Annotated in this window: 2 protein-coding genes; both read left to right on the top strand. The window is 76.2% G+C overall.

Annotated features, from left to right (window positions below):
• Window positions 1-1,425: zinc-binding dehydrogenase (locus ABFX54_RS56475; RefSeq protein ID WP_346115589.1), on the top strand; the 1,425-nt coding region annotated here is incomplete at its 5' end.
• 17 nt (window positions 1,426-1,442) lie between these two features.
• The coding region (locus tag ABFX54_RS56470) for a helix-turn-helix transcriptional regulator (RefSeq protein ID WP_346115588.1) at window positions 1,443-1,801 on the top strand (359 nt) is incomplete at its 3' end.

Raw genomic sequence — 1,801 nt, 5'->3', positions numbered from 1 at the left:
CTGCTGGCCCTGGCGGCGGGCGCGGCGACGACCGTCGACTACCCACGACTCGACGCCGCGGACGACCTGCCGGCCGAGCCAGGCGGCCTGAGCGAGTCGGGCGGCCTGATCGGGCCGGGCGGCGGCGGGCGGTTCGACGTCGTGTTCGACGGGGTCGGCGGGGAGGTCGGTGGGAGCGCGTTCCGGCTGCTGGGGCGGGGCGGGCGCTTCTTCGCGTACGGGGTGCCGAGCGGCGCCACCGCCGCGATCCACCCGGCGGAGGCCGACCGGCGCGGGGTGCGGGTGACCGGCATGGAGCAGGTCCAGTTCGCTCCCGCCGAGTTCGGGCTGCTCGCGGAGGAGACCATGCGGGAGATCGCGGCGGGCCGGCTGACGACCGTCGTGGGCCTGGCGGTCCCCCTGGAACGGGCGCGGGAGGCGCACGCGGCACTGGAGGCCCGCGAGCTGGTCGGCAAGGCCGTCCTGCTCGTCACCGCCCAGGCCGTCCGCTACCGCGAGCACGGCGGGCCCGAGGTGCTGGAGCTGGAGGAGGTCCCGATGCCCCGGCCGGGGCCCGGCCAGGTGCGGGTGGCGGTCAGGGCGGCGGGGGTGAACCCCATCGACAGGAAGATCCGCGCCGGCCTCCTCGGCACCGAGATCGACGGCCCGGAGGGGACGGGGATCGAGCTGGCCGGCACGATCGACGCGCTCGGTCCAGGGCTGACCGGATGGCGGCTGGGCGAGGCGGTGTTCGGCCAGGTGGCGTCGGGGGCGCTGGCCACGCACGCGATCGCCGAGGCGGACCGGCTGGTGCGCAAGCCGGACGAGCTCACGTACCAGGAGGCGGCCGCGCTGCCCGTCGCCGTCGGGACGGCCGTCAGGACGCTGCGCGAGCTCGGCGTCGGCCCGGTGCACCAGCTGCTGATCCACGCGGTGGCGGGCGGCGTCGGCCTGGCCGCCGCGCAGCTGGCCCGCGCGCTCGGCGCCCGCGTGATCGGCACCGCCAGTGAGCGCCATCATGAGGTCCTGCGCGGTCTCGGCGTGCATCCCGTCACGTACGGGGACGGCCTGGAGGAGCGCCTGCCCGACCACGTGGACCGGGTGCTGGACGCCTCGGGCAGGGGCGTGCTGAAGCTGTCGGTCAGGCTGACCGGCGACCCCGCCAAGGTGGTCACGATCGCGGACCTGGCGAACGCGGCCGAGTTCGGCGTGCGCTTCTCGTCGGGCCGGGGCACGAACCCGGCGGACGACGTACGGGCCCTGCGCGACCCGCTCGCGGCGGCCCGAGGCGATCAGGCGCGCGAGGACGACCCACGGGTGGTGGTGCGGGTGCCCGTCGCCGAGATGTTCTCGCTGGAGCGGGCCGCCGAGGCTCATCGGCGCAGCGAGGACGGCCACTTCCTGGGCAAGCTGATCATCAACGCGGAAGACTCCTTTCCGCGTTAGCGGGCACACTGGTGCCCATGCTCGACACCTCGGCCCGCCTGCTCAAGCTGCTGTCCCTCTTCCAGACGCGGCGCGACTGGCCGGGCCCCGAGCTGGCCACCCGGCTCGGCGTCTCGACCAGGACGATCCGCAACGACGTCGAACGCCTGCGCGCGCTCGGCTATCCGGTGCACGCCACCCCCGGCGTGGCGGGCGGCTACCGGCTGGGGGCGGGGGCGGCGCTGCCTCCGCTGCTGCTCGACGACGAGGAGGCCGTCGCGGTCGCGGTCGGGCTCGGCCGGGCCGCCGGGGGCGGGGTCGAGGGCATCGAGGAGTCCTCCGTGCGGGCCCTGGCGAAACTGGAGCAGGTGCTGCCGTCCCGGCTGCGGCGGCGGGT

It is taken from the genome of Nonomuraea maheshkhaliensis (assembly GCF_039529435.1).
Taxonomy (GTDB): Bacteria; Actinomycetota; Actinomycetes; order Streptosporangiales; family Streptosporangiaceae; genus Nonomuraea; species Nonomuraea maheshkhaliensis.
The sequence above is the reverse complement of the archived record's forward strand: the minus strand, read 5'-3'. Positions and strand labels throughout refer to the sequence as shown.